Source organism: Bacillus salacetis (assembly GCF_003581585.1).
In the GTDB taxonomy this organism is placed as follows: Bacteria; Bacillota; Bacilli; order Bacillales; family Bacillaceae_B; genus Rossellomorea; species Rossellomorea salacetis.
Genome location: NZ_QXIR01000010.1, coordinates 92,095 through 109,652 on the forward strand (window position 1 = coordinate 92,095; position 17,558 = coordinate 109,652).

A 17,558-nucleotide genomic window follows, 5' to 3' on the forward strand; every position below is an offset into this window, starting at 1 on the left:
CTGCTCGTTCTCTTGTCGAGAGTAAAACCTTTAAATACAGGGGAAAAATCCGGCACCTGGGATTTTTCCAAAAGCAACAATATATACGAAAACAGCCTTATGATAAGAAGCACTTTCCAGGGTTTAATAACCCAAAATGACCTATAGAAACTCGCAGAAGCAGATGGGGGAATACAATCTTGAAATTCATACTGATATTCGGGCCGCAGGCAGTCGGCAAAATGACGGTCGGCCAATCACTGGCTAAACAAACCGGAATGAAATTACTGCATAACCACATGACGATCGATCTCTTGCAGCCATTGTTCGATTTCACTCCGGAAATGTGGAGGCTTACCCATCACTTTCGAGAAGAGATTTTCAAATCTTTTGCAAAAACAGGACAGAAAGGATTGATTACCACCTTTGTCTGGGCTTTTAATATGAAGGAAGACTGGGCATTTGTTGAAAAAATGTGTTCGATTTTCAACGCGGAGGGAGCAGACATTTACTTTGTGGAACTAGAAGCCGATTTAAATGAACGATTAAGGAGAAATCTGACCCCTAACCGGCTGGACCACAAACCAACCAAACGAAATGTCCAACAGTCTGAAGCCCATCTTCTAGGCACCATGGAGACAATGAGGTTGAACTCCTTTGAGAATGAAATCAAAACGGAGAACTACTTACGGATAAACAATACAAATTTGAGCGCTGATGAAACTGCACGAAGAATAATTGATGAATTTAAACTTTTGGAAGAATAAATAGTGGTAGAGGAGAGGATTGGGATGTGCGGGATTCAATTCAAAGCATGAAAAAAGGGACCTTAAGCTGCCTAAGGGCCGCAAACAGATAAAAGAGGAAATCGAAAGAGATCTGTTACATGACAGAAATGTAACCGGCTTATTCTATGGAGGCTCGATCGGAACAGGGAGCACTGACTTATACTCCGATATCGACCTGCGGATTGTTGTGAAGAGTGAAGTGTTCGAACTATACCGGTCTAATAAAAAGAATAGAGCGCATAACTGGGGGGAAGTTATTTTTTATGAAGATTCCCCTGTCTCCTCCCACAGTGTGGCCCATTTCAAGGAGTTCATTAAAGTCGATTCTTTCTATTACACACAGAAGGATCTGAAACCTTCAGTTTGGCTGAAAGAAATTGAAATCATCCACGATGAGGATCATTTTTTGCATGAGCTACAGAGAAAGTCCAATGAGCTTCAATATGCGTCAAGCATTGATGAGTTTGAAATTTGGAGAAGCAAGTTCTTCGCGCATTCCCATGAGGTATACCGAGGAATGAAAAGAGGAGAATTTCTTTACGCCATGAGCTCGATAGATTCACTTCGATTTATCCTGACAAGCGGGTGGTTCATGGAAAGCGGGAAGCAGCCTAATAATCCAGGTTACTGGGCAAAACTCGGTGGGAGCAGAAGCAGGCTGGAGGCTTGGCAGGAAGTGTTCCTGGAAAAAACTCATTGCAGCCCTGAGGAGGAATCAATCAGAAAATCACTTTGCATCCTTATAGAAGAGTTTAAAAGAATCCACCACGTACTTTGCAAAAAATTCGGCATTGAAGAAAACAAGGAACAGATTGCCGCGATCTTTAATCTGATACTATAAAGGAAGAGGCAGGGAACCCCCTGGCCTCTTTTTAATAGGATCTACTCGTAAACTTCCTTGCAGTTTAATCCTAATGCCAAATAACATCCTGGTAAATCATCGCAAAAACCTGTTGAAGAGTCGTTTTTTTTTAGAGTGGAACCTTTGAATACAAGCGGGAAATCCTGCAGCTGGGATTTTCCGAAAGCAACAATATGTGCGAAGACAGCTATTAATATTCTTCAATTTCCCACGTGTGATCAAAATCAATCGCCCCTTTGAGGGTCTGGGCTACAGGGCATCCTCTCTCAAACACAGAAAGGGCACGTTCAGCCGCAGCTTTTTTACCCTGGGGAACTTTTAAGTTATAACGGCAATTAATTTTGGTGATTTTTAAAACACCCTCCGGTGCTTCGATAACTCCTTGGATGTTGGCAGACACCAAATCGGGTGAAGTCGGAATTTTACGCGCCTCCAGCGCGCCTGAAAGGGTACCGACCAGTCAGCCGCCTGCAGCAGCCACAATATGGTCAAGTGTCGATGGATACTCAACTTCAGGTTCGACACCATAAAATTTCTTGACTCCTCCATGTACACCGAACATAACAGGATCTTCAAATTTGCCGATATATGCTTCCCTGATCTTGTTTGGTGTGTCCTTTTGAATGATCGTGATTTCAGTCAATTCTTCTGGATTACCCATTTTTCCACCGCCTTTTTTATAGGATAACGATTCAGGTAATGCATGGCAAATAATTAGGGTTAATCCTTTTGCTCCAAATCTTTTATTACCTTTTTTGAATTCTTCACTTAATTCTCCCATTATAATGTTGTCATGAAAGTTCCCTTCATAGAACATTTCTCCACGGATGATCCCTTCCTGTTTGAAACCAAGTTTTTCGTAGGACCTTTTGGCTCTCGAATTGTATGAATAAACACCTAAACCTATTCTATGTAAATTCAATGTCATGAATCCATGTTCGAGAACCAATTTTAGTGCCTCTGTACCATACCCTTTACCAAAATGATCAGGATGATGGAGGGCAATATGAATATTGGCATTTCTATTAGGCTCTTTTCGTAAACTTTGTTGCTATTCACTATAAATTTCAACTAATATCCTGGTATATCGTCGTAAATACCCCGGTGAGCAGGAAAGAAAGGAGCTGCTCGTTCTTTTTCAAGAGAAAACCTTTGAATACAGGGGAAAAATCCGGCACCTGGGATTTTTCCGAAAGCAACAATATATGCGAAAACAGCCTTCTATTAGGATGATCTATTTCATTCAGTGCCAAATCTCCCACCACTTCATGGTTTTCAGGCAGCACAATGACAGGTTCGATACGGTCATCTGCCAATGGCAAATGCTTCATATGCCTTTTCAATCTTTTGCAGGGTCGGGAACTTTTGCAAACCCGGCATTTTCCTGAGTTCAGGATAAGAAAGAGCTTTTGAAATTTTGTTATAGTCTTCCTTATGTAATTATCTTAAATATACTGACTTGCCCTCAAGAAATTTTTCCAAATGGTTTTCTCCTATTTAGAAAGAATATTTATCCAGGAAATTATATCAGAAATTTTCACAAAAACGGAATATTCTGTTTTTGTTGTGATATAATCTTTAAAATATCATTAAGCAGGAGGAGGTAAAGTGTTGCAAGTTCATTCACATGCCTTGCTGAAACTAGTCAAAGGGAAGAAGAGAGGGAACCGGTTTATTTTGGGGATTGATGGTCTGAGCCGCTCGGGAAAAACAACATTGACCCATTCTTTATGCAAACATTTAAAGGAAGAGGGGATAGCCCACGCCGTTTTCCATATTGATGATTATATCGTCGAAAGAAAAAGAAGGTATAATACCGGCCGGGATGAATGGTTTGAATACTACTTCCTTCAATGGGATCTGCATGACATCAGACAGAATCTTTTGGAAAAGCTTTTGCTGTCAAAAGAAATCGCCCTCAGCTTCTATGACCCTGGATCGGATTCTCATGATGTCAGGTCCATACAGCTTCCAGAAGAGTGTCTAATCATCGTGGAAGGTGTATTCCTGCAGAGGCAGGAATGGAGAAGTTTTTTTGATTATATGGTATTCCTGGACTGTCCCCAGGAAGAAAGGTTTCTCAGAGAGAGCGAAGAAACCCAGAGAAATCGCGAAAAATTCAAAAGCAGGTATTGGAAAGCCGAGGATTTCTATCTAAAGGCAGTCTCTCCAAGGAAGAAAGCAGACCTTGTTTTCAATGTTTAATTATCACAAGGCTTATTCGGAAAAGCCGAATTTTTATATTAAGGTCTAACCTAGAGAATTTTCCAGTCATATTACAAAAAGTGTAAGCAGACAATAATATCTGAAGGTGTGCAACGCGCTTTCAGATTCTGGACGAAGAGGTGTTTCGCTTGGATAATTTGTTGTCTACTCTTTTCACCAATCGTAAAAGATCTTCTCTTCTTAATATGTTTGGACGAAGGAAAAAGAGGAACAGCAGGATGTTCTGGAGTTCTATCATCAGCCTTGTGATGAGTGCAGCTGCCTATGGGATGAATAGAAGACGAATGAATAACACCTCGTCAGTTCCCTATGGCGGACTGATGAAAAACAGGAATATGAGTACACTTCAAGCCGCAATGATCGAGTTTGCAGACGAGATCGCGCCAGACAGCAAATTCAGATGAGACAGAATATCAGAATGAGGCTGGGACATAACAATTTTATTAGCGTCCAAAGTCGAATGCTCATTTCACTTTAGATCTAATTAAATTCAAAAAGCCGAACTATTCTAGAATGCTGTGTTAGCAGTTCTAAAAATAGTTCGGTTGTTTTGGTTACTGAAAAGCTTTTGACCCAGCCTCATTTCAGTCTATAATTGATTGTGATTTGCACCCATATGACAAACAACACCTGAAGGTCATCGGCTGATTTTTCACAATGCTATTCAAACTCCAATGCTGTGAGCATATAGCGAAGTTCCCGAAGGTTTTTTATGGTAAAATAATAAAAACTTATTTTACCAGTATAAGAGGTGTCGAATGTGAAAATAGTCTGCTTCGGTGACAGCTTGACCCGAGGGGTTTCCTTTGTAAAAGGACGCTTGAGAATTATAAAAAATAACTATCCGCAAATACTTCAACAATTATTTTCAGAAAGCAATCAAGAGGTATCTGTGCTAAATAAAGGAGTGTTTAACGACAATTCCCAGCTCCTGTTGTCAAGACTTGCAAAAGACGTGATTGAAGAAAAGCCGAACTATGTCATCATTGAAATCGGCGGCAATGACTGTAATTTCAAGTGGGATGAAGTAGCCCAAAACCCCTGGGGAAAACATGAGGCGATTGTGCCGATGAACCAGTACTTGGAGAACCTCAAAACGATGATCTCAAATATTAAGCAAAATGATATCACACCTGTTATAGCCACCCTTCCGCCATTGGACCCTGTTCGTTATTATAAGAATATTTCGGAAAGATACAGCCCGGCCATCAGCCACTGGATCAGTGAAGTTGGGGGCATAGATTATTGGCATGGATTATACAACCGCAACTTGAACAAATTGGCTGAAGAATATAATGTTCTTAAAATCGATGTGAGATCAGCCCTGAAAAAAGCAGGCGATCTTTTTGAATTCATAAGTGATGATGGAATACATTTAACAGCGGCTGGTTATAAAATTCTGAGTGAAGAAATCTATAGCAATCTTGAAAAATGGTCCAGCAAAGATGGGAACTTGCAAACGGGTTAAGAGGGTGTATCGGTTTTTACAGCCCTTTTTAGTCATGATCTGAATACTTCACAGTGCGGCAGGACATTGTATGAAGATAAGGAGATGATTGCAAGTGCCCACTGATAAAAAGAAACAGCCCGGGGAAGCTACGATTGCACCAGGAATGGACGATGGTGAAGGCCTGAATAAAGAGGCATCCGATAAGGAAATCGAACAAGGTGATTACACGCAGGTAACGCAACTTTCCTATGATGAAGTTGATCCAAATTAATTTATAAAAAGCACTTAGCCGGTTGCCGGCTGAAGTGCTTTTTTGTTTGAGGACTTGAATTATTGAAGCAGCTGTACATTATTACGGGATACCTTCAGTAAGTTGATGAACCAAGAGGTTGTTTGGAGATGTTAAAGGTCCATTATGCCGATTTCCGTTCAATATATTGTGACTGCCCTAATATGTGGTCCATTTTTATAGTAATGGACCATCGGATTGCGATTTTTCCTCCTAAGTGGGCACCATCTTCAGTATTGTGGCCAGTATCATAACTATCTGGAATGATAACCGACCAAAAACGCTGTTGTAGTCGATTGTGATGGTATTTTCCATGCTGAGTTTTCAATATCACCTTGCCAGTTCTAAACCTGAAGAAATTCACGGGCATCATTGTTTTTCACTAAAGCATTCAGGGAAAATATCTAATCACAAACTGGAAAGGGAGTGCGGATATGAAAATCATCTCTGTAACCAGGATCTTGGATGAAAATGGACGAGTCGTCATTCCGGAAGAGGCCCAAAAATCGATGAATTTAGACGAAAATATTATTTTTAAAATAGATAAAGAAAACCAGATTCTTTACTTCTCAAGAAAAGAGAGTGGAGGCCAGGGTATTCAGGCCAGGCTTGATAATGGCAGCCGCCTGGCCATCCCGTCAGACTATCTTCAACAACTAAATTGGGAAGCGGGAATGGAGATAGGGCTGCATGCAGAAGGAGAAATTGGAATTTTGCAAAAAACGGCACCTTCTTGTCTAATATGCGGAAGCAACCATAACCTCTTAAAGATAAAGAGCACCCTCGTCTGTGATGACTGCATCCAGACGGGAAATGAGGCAGTAGTGAAAAAATGGTCCGAAATCCTTATGAAAGTGTACCGGGAATATAAAACATTCTGTGACGGCGCGGTAAAATCCATTGACACAGAGAATGTTCACAAAGCAAGGACGAAAGGAAGGAGGCTGCGGACACTTCTTCAATTCATAGGGGTTGCCAAAAACCATCCTTTGTATCGGAGGTTGAAGAATGCACATGATGCACTGGGAAAGGTAAGGGAGGAAGATGTTTTCATCGAAGCGTTCCAGAAAGAGACAGAAAACGGTTCGAATGAAAGTGTCTATTCCGCTTTCTCAAAGTCTGCAAAACTAAAGAGGGACAGACAGCGTGAAAAGCTGAAGAAGAAGCTCCCTGACATTATAGATGATCATTTCTCCTCATTATTTCATTCATTTTTGAAAAAGGAATTAAAGGATTACATCCTGACTTTAGATATTCAGTCAGAACTCAAAAAACATGAAGAAGACTATCATAAGCGTGTCGGCAACTACCATGAAGTGATAAGTGACAAAGGCAAGGCCACACCAAAAGGCATAGATGCTCTCCATGAAGTCAGGAAAAAAGCTAAAAAACTGCGTTACATTTACAGCTATCTTGATAAATTGAACTCTAAAGATTATAAGTCCAAATCAAAACCATACAAGAGAATCCAAAAGAAATTCGGGGACATCATCGATCTCCGTGATTGGCTGGAAGAAACCGGACACCTTAAAGTGGAGAGCAAAGATGGCTCAGTAGAAAAACTAAGAAAACGCCTGAAAAAGAGACAAAAACAGCTACTTGAAAAAGTAGAAATTTAAAAGTTCCCTGCAATGTTTATCCCTATACCCTTCGAGGAAACCTATACAGACAGGATAATTTTCAAGGAGGGGATACGAATGAAAGCCATTGTCATCAATCAATATGGCGGAAAGGAAGTCCTGAAAGAAACGGACATGGATATTCCGGAAATTGGGAGTGAGCAGGTTTTGTTGGAAGTCCATGCAACGTCCATCAACCCAATCGATTGGAAGCTGCGGGAAGGCCACTTACAGGAAAAGCTTCCATTTGATTTCCCTATCATTCTTGGTTGGGATGCTGCGGGCATTATTAAAGAAACAGGAAAGAATGTCACTGAGTTTAAGAGTGGTGACCGGGTCTTTGCCCGCCCTGCGACCACAAACAGAGGGACTTATGCTGAATACACTGCTGTAGATTCAAACCTTCTTGCGAAAATGCCGGATAAAATGAGCTACGCCGAAGCGGCAGCGATCCCGCTGGCAGGATTGACCGCTTGGCAGTGCGTTGTGGAATTTGGAGAAGTAAAGCAAGGTGACAAAGTCCTTATCCATGCCGGCGCAGGCGGAGTTGGAATTTATGCCATCCAGATTGCCAAAAGTCTTGGAGCAAAAGTAGTGACCACTGCAAGCGACAAAAACATTGATTTTTTACAGTCTCTAGGTGCAGACAGAGTCATCAACTATAAAAAAGAAGAGTTCAGCGATGTACTCAAAGAAGTCGACTTTGTACTGGATTCCATCGGCGGTGATGTGCAAACTAACAGTTATAAGGTATTAAAAGAAAACGGAAAGCTCGTTTCCATCGTTTCACCTCCTGATGAAGAGGAAGCCAAAAAATTTGGAGTGAAAGCAGGTTTTCTATGGCTTGATCCTAACGGGGAGCAATTGAAAAAGCTTTCGGATGCGTATTCTGCTGGAAACCTCAAACCGGTTATCGGTACAACGCTGAAATTCAGTGAAGAAGCACTTCAAGAAGCCCATGCTATAAGTGAGACACACCATGCCCGCGGTAAGATCGTCATCATTATGAAAGAATAGGAAAAAGCGAAAGGCAGTCATTGCCTTTCGCTTTTTCTACTCTGTATGGTTTTCTGGAGAATACACAAAATAACCTCGAATGATTTAAACGACTGAATTGAGTGTAAGAAATACATATAGGGGTAAGGGAATATCAAGGACATAAGGAGGGGTGAAAGATGGCTGTACAAACCATTTCAGCAAAAGACTTAACAAGTAAAGTTTTAAGCAATAAAAAAGTATTCATCGTAGACGTTAGAAATACAGAAGCCTTCGATGACTGGAAGGTCGAAGGGAGGAATGTGGATATCATCAATATCCCGTTTACGGAAATTAAGGAGAAGGGGATGGATCCTTTTCTGGACAAGCTGCCAAAAGATCAGGCCATCCATGTAATATGCGCCAAAGGGAACTCATCAAAAAAAGCAGCTGAAACCATTTCAGATGCCGGCTACAATAATGTTTATTCAGTGGAAGGCGGTATGAGCGCCTGGAGTGAACACCTTGAACCAATTAAAATCGGCGATTTGAAGGAAGGCGGTACGCTGCACCAATTTGTTCGTATCGGAAAAGGATGCTTATCTTACCTGATCCAATCGAATGGAGAAGCGGCGGTCATTGATGCTGCCAGGCTGACAAAACCCTATCGGGAGGTGCTGGCAGAAAATAATGTGAAATTGACCCATGCTCTGGATACCCACCTTCATGCGGATCATATCTCCGGAGGCCCTGAATTGGCCGGCAGGACGGATGCCGAGTATTACCTTCCTCCTAAGGATGCGGAAGACTTGCAATTTCATTACAAAAAGGTGGAAGATGGAGATGAATATGAGATTGGTTACTCAAAAATTTCCGCTTTATACTCCCCCGGGCATACCAGCGGGAGCACTTCCTATATAATAGATGATCAGTATCTATTGACAGGCGATATCCTATTCATCGATTCTATCGGGCGTCCGGACCTTGCAGGAAAGGCAGAGGACTGGGTAGGCGACCTGCGGACCACCCTTTACGACCGATATAAACAGCTGGCAGATGAATTAATCGTGCTGCCCGCACACTATATGGGAATCGATGAAATGAATGAAGATGGCAGTGTATCTGCAAAATTGGGTACCCTTTACAAAGAAAACCACGGATTGAATATCGAAAATGAAGAAGAGTTCAAAAAAACTGTCACGGAAAACCTGCCTCCGCAGCCCAATTCTTATGAGGATATCCGGAAAACGAATATGGGCAAAGAAAATCCAGCAGAAGAGAAACAGAATGAAATGGAAACCGGTCCAAACCGTTGTGCTGTTAGGTAGAAAAAAGACTCTGTTAAAGAGTATGGTTGTTTTTACAAAGGGTAAAGTTGACTTCCACTCCAGGTGTGCGACTCCGCGGGGCGGGCGGTGAATTAAAAAGTGGAAGCGCCTTGATCAGCCCCGACAGGCATAAGTCGAGCCGGCGGGAAGTTTGTTCTTTAACCTTCTTGACGGATTGGCTTATGACCCCGAGGGGCTAGGCGCTGAAGCTGGATTGGCCTCCTCAGCTTCGCTTCCGGGGTCTCACCTACCAAAGGTGGAAGCGGCCGTTCAACGACGTACGGATGATTGGAGGGCTCCTGCATGAGATATAGGAACCACGGAGAGCAGAGCGATTCGATGATGACTAATCGCAAGGAAGGAGCCTGAAATCCGCTAGTCGTTGGCCGCTGGAACTAGACGAGTCCCGCTAGTCCCGCAGGAGGTCGAACACCTTCCGCTCCAGTCAACATATCGGAGGGAATAAATGTCCGTTGTAAACTAGACGTATCATTTTTCTTACTAAACACAAAACAGATTCACACTGGAATTAATGGATGTTGATTAACCAGCCTCTCCAGTTTCTTAATTGGAGTGGTGTTTTCTTAATAGTAAATGAACCCACAACATCTTATTACAACAATATTAACTAACAAAGAAAAAAACTAAGAGAGAGGGAGATCTATATGTTTGATTACACTCTTACCACTGATAAAAGTATTGAAGAAGCCGTTACCAGCCTGGAAAGCAGTTTAAAGGAAGACCAGTTTGGCGTTCTCTGGACATTTGACATCAAGGATAAACTCAATGAAAAGGGCCTGGACTTTGAAAAAGAATTCAAGGTGCTGGAAGTCTGCAATCCTAAAGAAGCACAAAGGGTGCTAAACGAAAATGTGATGGCCGGTTATTTCCTTCCATGTAAAATGGTCGTGTATCAAGATGAGGGACAAACCAAAATCGGAATGCCAAAACCCACTTCGCTTATTTCCATGCTGAATGATGACAAGATGAAGGAATTCGCACAAGACATTGAAGACAGGCTCATGGCCTGCATGAAAAAAAGCGTATAAGCATGGAGGAGAAAGGATGGATCCCTGCCGGATTCATCCTTTCGTTTAAGCAAAACAATTGCCGCCCTAAACCCCAGATGGTATAGTGGGCTCAGCAACAAACAGCATTCTAAAAAAGTTTAAAAAGGCTGTTGACTTTATACCCTATAGGGTATATAATGGGTTTTGTGAGCAAGCCAATGGCTATAAATTGAATAGGGTGGTCAAGTAATGTTATTATTGATTATTATAGCTGCTTCATTGTTGACGGCACTATATAAAAGATATATTCCTGTTGCAGGAGTTAAACAGTACGATGCTGCTCCTGCTGAGACAGATTCCATACAGATTTTAGATGTAAGAGATTACAACCAGTCATCCCACAATCCCATACCTCAAGCACTTAATCTGCCGGTTGCCTATATGAACCGGAACTGGCACGAACTTTCCGGCATTCGGATTCATGTTGTCGCATCAACTAAGCTTGAAAAGAACATGAGCATCAGGATCCTAAAACGAAAAGGGTACGAGGTAGCAGGATTCACTTTGACTGAACAACAATCTCCACCAAAACAGAATAACGGAAAGGGGTATTGTTATGGAATATAATGATCAGGTCAAGAACCGTGTGAAACGGATGGAAGGTCAGTTGAGAGGCGTCCTGAAGATGATGGAAGAAGGCAAAGACTGTAAGGAAGTCACTACTCAGCTGTCAGCTGTACGTTCTGCTGTGGACCGGACGGTCGGCGTCATCGTCAGCTCGAACCTGGTGGAATGTGTCCTCGAAGCTGAAAAACGGGGCGAGAAGACAGACGATATGATTAAAGAAGCTGTCAATTTACTAGTTAAAAGCAGATAAAGTTATAGGGTTGACAGCCTTTTTTTCACCTGTTAGTATACCCCTATGGGTAATTACAAACAAAAGAATTCTTTAGGAGGAATAGTAAATGAACGCAGATAAAGTATTAGACGCAAAAGGGTTGGCGTGTCCGATGCCGATCGTTAAAACAAAGAAAGCCATCAATGAATTGGAATCAGGTCAAGTACTCGAAGTCCTTGCTACAGATAAAGGAGCTAAAAATGACCTGACTGCCTGGGCTAAATCAGGCGGACATGAATTGATCGACTATAAAGAAGAAAATGATGTATTTACATTTTGGATTAAAAAAGGGTAAATTTTTTTAAAAATGTTTATACCCATGCGGGTACATGTAAACATATAAGGAGGATACTAAAAATGTCAGAGAAGAAAAAAACAACGATTGTATTATTCAGCGGAGACTATGATAAAGCAATGGCTGCCTACATTATTGCGAATGGAGCAGCTGCGTATGACCATGAAGTAACAATCTTTCACACTTTCTGGGGATTGAATGCCCTTCGTAAAGATGAGAACATCGAAGTGAAAAAAGGCTTCATGGAAAAGATGTTCGGCAAGATGATGCCTAGAGGCGCAGATAAGATGGGGCTGTCCAAAATGCACTTTGCAGGAATGGGGCCTAAGATGATCAAGGGCGTTATGAAGAAGCACAATGCCATGTCTTTGCCTGCACTTATTGAAATGGCTCAGGAACAAGATGTAAAGCTGGTTTCGTGTACTATGACAATGGACCTTCTTGGTTTGCAAAAAGATGAGTTATTGGATAATATCGAATATGCCGGAGTAGCGGCATATTTAGCTGATGCAGAAGACGGTAACGTGAATCTGTTCATCTAGTAAGGGGGCCATTTAACTTGGAAGAATACTTGAGGTATATCCTTGTCGGAATTTTAATTTTGATCATCATCATGCGTCTTACCCCTGCAAGAGGAGTAAGGCACATCACTACAGCTGACCTGAAAAACGAACTGAATGATGGAGATAAAATGTTCATCGATGTCCGGACAAAGGGTGAGTTTAACAAGAGAAAGATTGAGGGATTCAAGAATATTCCTTTATATGAACTACCGCAAAGAACCAGCGAACTTACTTCTGACAAAGAAGTTGTGCTGATCTGCCAGAGCGGCACGCGAAGCAACAAAGCCGCTAAGCTATTAAGAAAAAAAGGGTTCAGCAAAATTGCAAACGTCAAGGGCGGAGTGAGTTCCTGGAAATAAATTAAGAAAAGCGCAAGTGCCCTGTTCAGCGGCGTACGGTCTGGACCGGTTCCCCATGAGATAAAGTAAACACAACGAACAAAGTGAGTTGATATTGACTTATCGGAAGGAGGAGCTGGGAAGTACGCTAGCCGCTAGGGCACTGGAGCTGCACTTAAAAGTGACCATCAATTTATATGCTCTTTTCCCCAGCAACCCATTCAAGGAAAAGAGCTCACCATAAGGAGGATGAACAAGATGAAAGAAATTACACCAAACGAAGTTGAATTAATCGTGAATGAAGGAACATCTGCAAATATCATTGATGTCCGGGAAACGGATGAAGTAGCTCAAGGGAAAATCCCCGGCGCAGTAAATATCCCGTTAGGATTAGTTGAATTTCGCATGAATGAACTGGATAAATCCAAGGAATACATCATGGTTTGCCGTTCAGGCGGAAGAAGCGGCCGCGCTTGCCAGTTCCTTGAAAGCCAAGGATTCAACGTAACAAACATGACTGGCGGCATGCTTGCTTGGGAAGGCGAAACAGAGTAATTTTTTTAAACAGTAATATACCCTATAGAGTATAAACATGGAGGTAATAATATGGAAAACATCACTGTAAATCATTCATTAGATGCAAAGGGCCTTGCGTGTCCAATGCCAATCGTCAAAACAAAGAAAGCCATCACGACCCTGGAAGCAGGACAGGTGCTTGAAGTCGAAGCGACAGATAAAGGATCAAAGGCAGATATCAAAGCCTGGGCTGAGAAATCCGGCCATCAATACCTTGGGACGATTGAAGAGGGAGATATCCTGAAGCATTACTTGAGAAAAGCATCCGGAGAGGAAGCCATCGAGAAAAAGCATCCGCATACAGCAGACAACGATCAGCTTGCAGCTAAATTGGAAGAAAGTATTGTTGTCCTGGATGTCCGTGAATCAGCTGAATATGTATTCAATCACATTCCGAATGCAGTTTCCATTCCATTAGGTGAATTGGACTCACGCATGGATGAACTGAACAAAGAAGACGAAATCTATGTGGTATGCCGCACAGGAAGCAGAAGCGACCTCGCTGCACAAAAACTTGCCGAAAATGGATTCAACAACGTCATCAATGTCATCCCTGGCATGAGCCAGTGGAACGGTGCGTCTGAATCGAATACTAACTAATACTTTAGAGATTTACGATATTTTCAACCCAACACAATCTGGTTCATTGAATTTTTCCCATAATTGTGATAGTTGGTTCTTTTAATTTCCGATTGGTTTCCGCTTCAGGTTGCATGACCTCCTGCGGGAGCAGCGGGACAGGTGAGACCCCGCAAGCGAAGCTGAGGAGGCTCACCGCCCGCCCCGCGGAGTCGTGCAGCCTGAAGCGGAAACCAACTATTTAACAACCAAATTTTTTTACGAAAAATAATACCTTAGGGGGTAACTTAGAAAATGACTGTTAAAGCTATGAACGCAAAAGAAGTAACGAAAAAAGTATTCAATAACGAAGAACTATTCATCCTTGATGTACGTAATGAAGACGCATTCCAAGATTGGAAGATTGAAGGACATAAGTTCGACTATCAGAATGTTCCTTACTTCGACCTGTTGGACGGAGTAGAAGAAATCTTGGATGAACTTCCAAAAGACAAGGATATTCTGGTTGTATGTGCCAAAGAAGGGTCTTCAGTGATGGTAGCAGAAATGCTTTCCGACGAAGGCTTGGATGTATCCTATCTTGAAGGCGGCATGAAAGCATGGAGTGAACACCTTGAGCCCGTCAAAGTAGGCGACTTGAAAGATGGCGGCGAACTTTACCAATTCGTTCGTATCGGCAAAGGCTGCCTGTCATACATGGTCGTTTCCAACGGCGAAGCAGCGATCATCGATTCAACAAGAATGGCTGAGGTTTATACTGATTTTGCCGACAGCCTGAACGCTAAGATCACTCATGTATTTGATACTCATCTCCATGCCGACCACATTTCCGGAGGACGCATCATTGCTGAGAAAACAGGCGCAGCTTATTGGCTGCCTCCGAAAGATGCTGAAGAGGTTACATTTGAATACGCAGCATTGGAAGACGGCAATGAAGTAACGATCGGCAACACCAAAATCAACATTCATGCATTGTACTCACCAGGACACACAATTGGATCCACATCGTTTGTGGTTGACGAACAATACCTGATGACTGGTGATATCCTTTTCATCGATTCAATCGGAAGGCCCGACCTTGCAGGACTAGCTGAAGATTGGGTAGGTGATCTGCGGGAAACGCTATACACACGGTATAAAGAACTTTCAAATGATTTAATCGTCCTGCCGGCACATTTCATGATTATTGATGAACTGAACGAAGACGGAAGTGTATCAGAGAAACTTGGTACGCTATATGCACAAAACCATGGCTTGAATATTGCGGACGAGGCGGAATTCAGATCACTTGTTACCGAAAACCTTCCTCCTCAGCCAAATGCATATCAGGAAATCCGCAAAACTAATATGGGTAAAATCACACCTGATAATGATGAGCAGCGTGAAATGGAAATCGGACCAAACCGCTGTGCAGTGAGATAAGACGAATACGGCTCAACCACAAAAAACCTAATATTCAGGAGGCTATTATTATGGAATCAGCAAAAGTATTAGATGCAAAAGGCTTGGCTTGCCCAATGCCGATCGTAAAAACGAAAAAGGCAATGAATGACTTGCAATCAGGGGACGTCCTTGAAGTGCATGCCACTGACAAAGGCGCTAAAAATGATCTGACAGCCTGGGCAAAATCAGGCGGCCATGAACTTGTACAGCATGAAGAAGAAAATGATGTCTTCAAGTTCTGGATCAAAAAAGGCTAAAGAATACTAGGGGACCTGAATATGGTTCCCTTTAAAAATGATGATATGAATTAAGTTAAAAGGTGTCTAGCTGCAGTGCCCTAGCGGCTACCGTACTTCCCTGCCCCTCCTTGCGATAAGTCAACATCAACTCACTACGTTCGTTGTGTTTCCTTTATCTCATACGGAGCAGGTCCAGTCCATACGCCGCTGATCAGGGCACTTATATTTTTATAAGGAGGGAATAAGAAATGGACATTGGTTTTTTAGTAGTCATCTTTCTAATCGGATTTATAGGATCTTATATATCAGGGATGCTTGGAATCGGAGGTTCCATCATCAAGTACCCAATGCTTTTATACATCCCGCCATTGTTTGGGCTTGCTGCATTCAGCGCCCATGAAGTTTCCGGCATCAGTGCCGTTCAGGTATTCTTCGCTACAATAGGGGGCGTCTGGGCGTACCGTAAAGGCGGATATTTGAACAAGGCCTTGATTGTATACATGGGCGGAGCAATCCTTATCGGAAGTTTCGTCGGGGGCTATGGATCCAAAATGATGTCAGAAGGCGGCATCAACTTGGTATACGGTATACTCGCATTGATTGCAGCTGTGATGATGTTCATTCCCAAAAAGGGAATCGATGATATTCCGCTTGATCAAGTGACCTTCAATAAATGGCTCGCTGCTTCATTGGCATTGATCGTCGGTGTTGGTGCAGGAATTGTCGGTGCTGCAGGAGCATTCCTGCTTGTGCCCATCATGCTGGTCGTATTGAAGATCCCGACCCGTATGACGATTGCTTCATCACTCGCCATCACTTTCATTTCATCAATCGGTGCCACAGTCGGGAAAATCACGACAGGACAGGTGGATTTCGTCCCTGCTTTAATCATGGTTGTTGCCAGCTTGATTGCATCACCACTAGGGGCGATGGCAGGTAAAAAGGTCAATACAAAGATCTTGCAATATATTCTGGCCTTCTTGATCCTGGGTACAGCCATTAAAATCTGGATGGATATCTTATAATTCTCCATACGTGTGAGCATTGTTATTACAGGGTAAAATATAATAATAGAGGCAAACCAGGCTTCAGCTTGATTTGCCTCTTTAGATCATTGAAGGAGGGAATTTCATGGTCAAGGTAACTCAACCGGCAGTCGATGTCATCAAGGCTCAAGTGAAAGAAGAAATCAGCGAAGGCAGAAAACCCTTTATCCGTCTTTCGATGGGCATTGGCTGAGGAGGCCCAAAACTGCGTCTGACTCTGGAGGAGTCAGCTTTAGAAAATGATGAAGTAACGGAAATTGACGGCATTCAATTTCTCGTACATGAAAAAGATAAGGTTTATTTTGATGAATCCAAAATTGACTACGTCAAAACACTGTTTGGCGGCGGGGAGTTCAAAGTGCTCCGTGTATAATGAAGGTGATAAAATGAAAAAAGAACGAACTGTACATTGCAGCAGCGGCACCTGAGGATACCAGCCAAAAGATACCCGGTCATGGAGGAAGTTCATTCCTCCCATATGACCAGGTATACTTGTCTGGCTCCTAGCAGGAGTCATCTTACTGCTTAAGAATATCAATTAATATGACAGTTTTAGTATCCTGAGGTGATTGGGTATGAAAAAGAGAGAAAATGACAGCCTGCAGAACGAAGGAACAACTGACAGTAAATACATTCAGCAGCACCTGGCAAGTGAAAGGACATTCCTGGCTTGGATCCGTACAGCCATAGCGATTATCGGTGTCGGCTTCCTTGTCACCAATCTCCATTTCACAATGCAAGCCAGCCTGTCGCCCATTGGTGACGCTCTCGCGAACATTATCGGCTTATCATCAGTCGGCCTTGGCATTTTGACGATTGTCATGGCGCTCATCAGCTATATGAGAAAAATAGATGCAATCAATAATCAATCATTTCGCACTTCCAGGGCCACCATCGTGGCTTTGGCTGTCTTTGTGATTGTGATCTCCCTTATATTCGGGGCATACTTCCTGATTGTTTAAGACCTTCAAAATGGGCTCATCTTAATGTAACTTCCTGTTTTTCCAGCCGTCTAATGAGGTGTAAAAGGAAAATTCAGGCATTACATCAAGAGA

The 17,558-nt window shown here is 42.5% G+C and carries 24 protein-coding genes and 1 pseudogene; 21 read left to right on the top strand and 4 right to left on the bottom strand.

Going from position 1 to position 17,558, the window contains the following annotated elements:
- The first annotated feature begins 179 nt into the window (after positions 1 to 179).
- Both D3H55_RS09370 and D3H55_RS09375 read left to right on the top strand, forming a co-directional pair.
- A complete protein-coding gene (locus D3H55_RS09370) occupies positions 180 to 746 on the top strand; it encodes a DEAD/DEAH box helicase family protein (RefSeq protein ID WP_119546648.1) in 567 nt (188 codons plus the stop codon).
- 19 nt (positions 747 to 765) lie between these two features.
- Positions 766 to 1,608, top strand: a complete 843-nt coding sequence (locus D3H55_RS09375; RefSeq protein WP_119546649.1) for an aminoglycoside 6-adenylyltransferase — start codon at positions 766 to 768, stop codon at positions 1,606 to 1,608.
- Positions 1,609 to 1,819: 211 nt separating this feature from the next.
- Here D3H55_RS09375 and D3H55_RS09380 read toward each other — a convergent pair whose 3' ends face one another.
- The 3 genes and pseudogenes from D3H55_RS09380 to D3H55_RS09395 all read right to left on the bottom strand — a co-directional run bounded on the left by D3H55_RS09380 (position 1,820) and on the right by D3H55_RS09395 (position 2,960).
- Complete coding sequence (locus D3H55_RS09380; RefSeq protein ID WP_119546650.1) at positions 1,820 to 2,089, bottom strand: OsmC family protein; 270 nt, start codon at positions 2,087 to 2,089, stop codon at positions 1,820 to 1,822.
- Positions 2,090 to 2,650: pseudogene (locus D3H55_RS24900) on the bottom strand (GNAT family N-acetyltransferase); the annotation flags it as partial.
- Between the two features lie 46 nt (positions 2,651 to 2,696).
- Entirely contained in the window at positions 2,697 to 2,960 is a 264-nt protein-coding gene (locus tag D3H55_RS09395; protein WP_136035669.1) for a hypothetical protein, read from the bottom strand.
- Between the two features lie 280 nt (positions 2,961 to 3,240).
- Here D3H55_RS09395 and D3H55_RS09400 point away from each other — a divergent pair, with 280 nt between their 5' ends.
- The 18 genes from D3H55_RS09400 to D3H55_RS09480 all read left to right on the top strand — a co-directional run bounded on the left by D3H55_RS09400 (position 3,241) and on the right by D3H55_RS09480 (position 16,482).
- On the top strand, positions 3,241 to 3,834 hold the full coding sequence (locus D3H55_RS09400; RefSeq protein ID WP_420808739.1) for a kinase: 594 nt from the start codon (positions 3,241 to 3,243) through the stop codon (positions 3,832 to 3,834).
- A 149-nt stretch (positions 3,835 to 3,983) separates the two neighbouring features.
- The gene (locus D3H55_RS09405; protein WP_136035671.1) at positions 3,984 to 4,259 is read left to right on the top strand and encodes a hypothetical protein; all 276 of its coding nucleotides are present in this window, start codon (positions 3,984 to 3,986) and stop codon (positions 4,257 to 4,259) included.
- Positions 4,260 to 4,615: 356 nt separating this feature from the next.
- Positions 4,616 to 5,323 (top strand): SGNH/GDSL hydrolase family protein, encoded by a 708-nt coding sequence (locus D3H55_RS09410; RefSeq protein ID WP_119546654.1) that lies wholly within the window; start codon positions 4,616 to 4,618, stop codon positions 5,321 to 5,323.
- 94 nt (positions 5,324 to 5,417) lie between these two features.
- On the top strand, positions 5,418 to 5,576 hold the full coding sequence (locus D3H55_RS24165; protein WP_168413013.1) for a hypothetical protein: 159 nt from the start codon (positions 5,418 to 5,420) through the stop codon (positions 5,574 to 5,576).
- Positions 5,577 to 6,028: 452 nt separating this feature from the next.
- The gene (locus D3H55_RS09415; RefSeq protein WP_119546655.1) at positions 6,029 to 7,213 is read left to right on the top strand and encodes a CHAD domain-containing protein; all 1,185 of its coding nucleotides are present in this window, start codon (positions 6,029 to 6,031) and stop codon (positions 7,211 to 7,213) included.
- 78 nt (positions 7,214 to 7,291) lie between these two features.
- The gene (locus tag D3H55_RS09420; RefSeq protein ID WP_119546656.1) at positions 7,292 to 8,230 is read left to right on the top strand and encodes an NADP-dependent oxidoreductase; all 939 of its coding nucleotides are present in this window, start codon (positions 7,292 to 7,294) and stop codon (positions 8,228 to 8,230) included.
- Positions 8,231 to 8,388: 158 nt separating this feature from the next.
- Positions 8,389 to 9,516: an MBL fold metallo-hydrolase gene (locus D3H55_RS09425; protein WP_119546657.1), complete on the top strand. Its 1,128-nt coding sequence runs from the start codon at positions 8,389 to 8,391 to the stop codon at positions 9,514 to 9,516.
- A 665-nt stretch (positions 9,517 to 10,181) separates the two neighbouring features.
- Positions 10,182 to 10,565, top strand: coding sequence for a DUF302 domain-containing protein (locus D3H55_RS09430; protein ID WP_119546658.1), 384 nt, complete (start codon positions 10,182 to 10,184; stop codon positions 10,563 to 10,565).
- A gap of 210 nt (positions 10,566 to 10,775) precedes the next feature.
- Positions 10,776 to 11,153, top strand: a complete 378-nt coding sequence (locus D3H55_RS09435) for a rhodanese-like domain-containing protein (protein ID WP_119546659.1) — start codon at positions 10,776 to 10,778, stop codon at positions 11,151 to 11,153.
- The gene (locus D3H55_RS09440) at positions 11,143 to 11,403 is read left to right on the top strand and encodes a metal-sensitive transcriptional regulator (RefSeq protein ID WP_119546660.1); all 261 of its coding nucleotides are present in this window, start codon (positions 11,143 to 11,145) and stop codon (positions 11,401 to 11,403) included. Before D3H55_RS09435 ends, D3H55_RS09440 begins: the two co-directional genes overlap by 11 nt.
- Before the next feature lie 88 nt (positions 11,404 to 11,491).
- Complete coding sequence (locus tag D3H55_RS09445) at positions 11,492 to 11,719, top strand: sulfurtransferase TusA family protein (protein WP_119546661.1); 228 nt, start codon at positions 11,492 to 11,494, stop codon at positions 11,717 to 11,719.
- A gap of 62 nt (positions 11,720 to 11,781) precedes the next feature.
- On the top strand, positions 11,782 to 12,261 hold the full coding sequence (locus tag D3H55_RS09450) for a DsrE/DsrF/DrsH-like family protein (RefSeq protein ID WP_119546662.1): 480 nt from the start codon (positions 11,782 to 11,784) through the stop codon (positions 12,259 to 12,261).
- Positions 12,262 to 12,332: 71 nt separating this feature from the next.
- Entirely contained in the window at positions 12,333 to 12,641 is a 309-nt protein-coding gene (locus D3H55_RS09455; RefSeq protein ID WP_119546691.1) for a rhodanese-like domain-containing protein, read from the top strand.
- A 237-nt stretch (positions 12,642 to 12,878) separates the two neighbouring features.
- A complete protein-coding gene (locus tag D3H55_RS09460; RefSeq protein WP_119546663.1) occupies positions 12,879 to 13,175 on the top strand; it encodes a rhodanese-like domain-containing protein in 297 nt (98 codons plus the stop codon).
- Between the two features lie 51 nt (positions 13,176 to 13,226).
- A complete protein-coding gene (locus tag D3H55_RS09465; protein WP_119546664.1) occupies positions 13,227 to 13,796 on the top strand; it encodes a sulfurtransferase TusA family protein in 570 nt (189 codons plus the stop codon).
- A gap of 273 nt (positions 13,797 to 14,069) precedes the next feature.
- Positions 14,070 to 15,197 carry an MBL fold metallo-hydrolase gene (locus tag D3H55_RS09470; protein WP_119546665.1) on the top strand — a complete coding sequence of 376 codons (1,128 nt, stop codon included), beginning with the start codon at positions 14,070 to 14,072 and terminating at the stop codon, positions 15,195 to 15,197.
- 50 nt (positions 15,198 to 15,247) lie between these two features.
- Complete coding sequence (locus tag D3H55_RS09475) at positions 15,248 to 15,475, top strand: sulfurtransferase TusA family protein (RefSeq protein WP_119546666.1); 228 nt, start codon at positions 15,248 to 15,250, stop codon at positions 15,473 to 15,475.
- Positions 15,476 to 15,705: 230 nt separating this feature from the next.
- The gene (locus tag D3H55_RS09480; RefSeq protein ID WP_119546667.1) at positions 15,706 to 16,482 is read left to right on the top strand and encodes a sulfite exporter TauE/SafE family protein; all 777 of its coding nucleotides are present in this window, start codon (positions 15,706 to 15,708) and stop codon (positions 16,480 to 16,482) included.
- A gap of 253 nt (positions 16,483 to 16,735) precedes the next feature.
- Here the strand turns inward: D3H55_RS09480 and D3H55_RS09485 are convergent, their stop codons facing one another.
- Positions 16,736 to 16,981 (bottom strand): hypothetical protein, encoded by a 246-nt coding sequence (locus tag D3H55_RS09485; protein ID WP_119546668.1) that lies wholly within the window; start codon positions 16,979 to 16,981, stop codon positions 16,736 to 16,738.
- 97 nt (positions 16,982 to 17,078) lie between these two features.
- Between D3H55_RS09485 and D3H55_RS09490 the strand changes: the two genes are divergently transcribed.
- On the top strand, positions 17,079 to 17,465 hold the full coding sequence (locus D3H55_RS09490) for a YidH family protein (RefSeq protein ID WP_119546669.1): 387 nt from the start codon (positions 17,079 to 17,081) through the stop codon (positions 17,463 to 17,465).
- Positions 17,466 to 17,558: the final 93 nt, after the last annotated feature.